Annotated in this window: 1 protein-coding gene; it reads right to left on the reverse strand. The window is 44.5% G+C overall.

Annotated features, from left to right (window positions below):
- Positions 1-149: 149 nt before the first annotated feature.
- Positions 150-1118 (reverse strand): tyrosine-type recombinase/integrase, encoded by a 969-nt coding sequence (locus tag ACI48K_RS25595; protein ID WP_475030449.1) that lies wholly within the window; start codon positions 1116-1118, stop codon positions 150-152.
- Between the last annotated feature and the right edge of the window lie 54 nt (positions 1119-1172).

Below are 1172 nucleotides of genomic sequence, written 5' to 3' on the forward strand. Positions count from 1 at the left end.
TGTCGTACAATAACAATTATACGACATTTTAAGGAATATAATGGCAAAAATTTGGCAAGGTTTGTAATCGATATATGCCTATTATAGGACAAAAGGGCGATAATTGCATAGTGCTATGTGACAAATATAGACAAAAAGTACTATTATTTTTACTTGATAAATTCCAGTAAACAGTCCTGGACAAAATCCGGGGCCGCTTTTTTCATTTGTTCAACCGTATGTAGGTAGCGCTGTGTTGTATTAATATGGGCATGGCCCAATGTTTCCTGCACCTGCTGCAGCGAAGCACCTTCCAAAAGAGCCAGCGTTGCGTTGGTATGTCTAAGCCAGTGTGGCGTCGGTTTTTTATTCAATTCGCTTTGCAGTCCCGCGTTTTTAATGATCCGTTCGATTTGGCGAGGAGAAATCGGAAATAGTATCAAGTCCGGCTGAGGCTCTTCGTTTCGCGCCAATTGTCTTGCGTGCTCCAGATACATTTTCCACAGATGAAGCGGGATTTTCACTTCTCTGACCTTTCCCCGTTTTGCATGTGAAACGGTCAGCCAAATGGAAGTTTCCATCGGATCCGTGTGGAAATCGCCCCATTTGATTCCGCTGAGCTCCGAAACCCGGAGACCAAGCAGAACCAGGGACAATCCGATCAAATAATTGCGCAGGCTCTGCTCTCGAAGGCTGCTCAGCAATCTTCCGACTTCGTTTCTCGTCAGGAAATGCTTTCTGCTTGTTACGGTAATCGAAGGAATACGGATGTTTTGCGCCGGATTATGCTCGAATATGCCGATTCCCCGGTCGCTTCCCCATTTATAAAAGGATTTGAGCGGAGCGATAAACGCCGCTACACTGGCAGGAGCAAGCGGTTTGTTCGAATTTCGGTAAAGGCCCTGGCTAAGGAAGATTTTATAAGCTTCGATTTCGCGCCAGGTTACATCCTTGAAGGGCATGCCGGATAAAAATCCTCTGAAATGCTCCAAGGCTCTATAATAGTTTCTTCGTGTATTGGAAGATTTGGAAGTCGCCGTCAGGAACATCTGAATAATCTGTTCGTCCTGATATTCCTGGGTTTGGCGATGAAAAGGGTATAGCTGTGTGACAGCGTTCAAATAATTCTGATTTTTCATATCGTGTGCCCTCCTGGTGTCTTATTTTTGTCGCATAATTGTTATTGTACGACA

This window comes from Paenibacillus terrisolis (assembly GCF_056171975.1).

Excerpts from the sequence above, each read along its gene's own strand:
- ACI48K_RS25595 (WP_475030449.1), bottom strand. The coding sequence starts at position 1,118 with ATGAAAAATCAGAATTATTTGAACGCTGTCACACAGCTATACCCTTTT.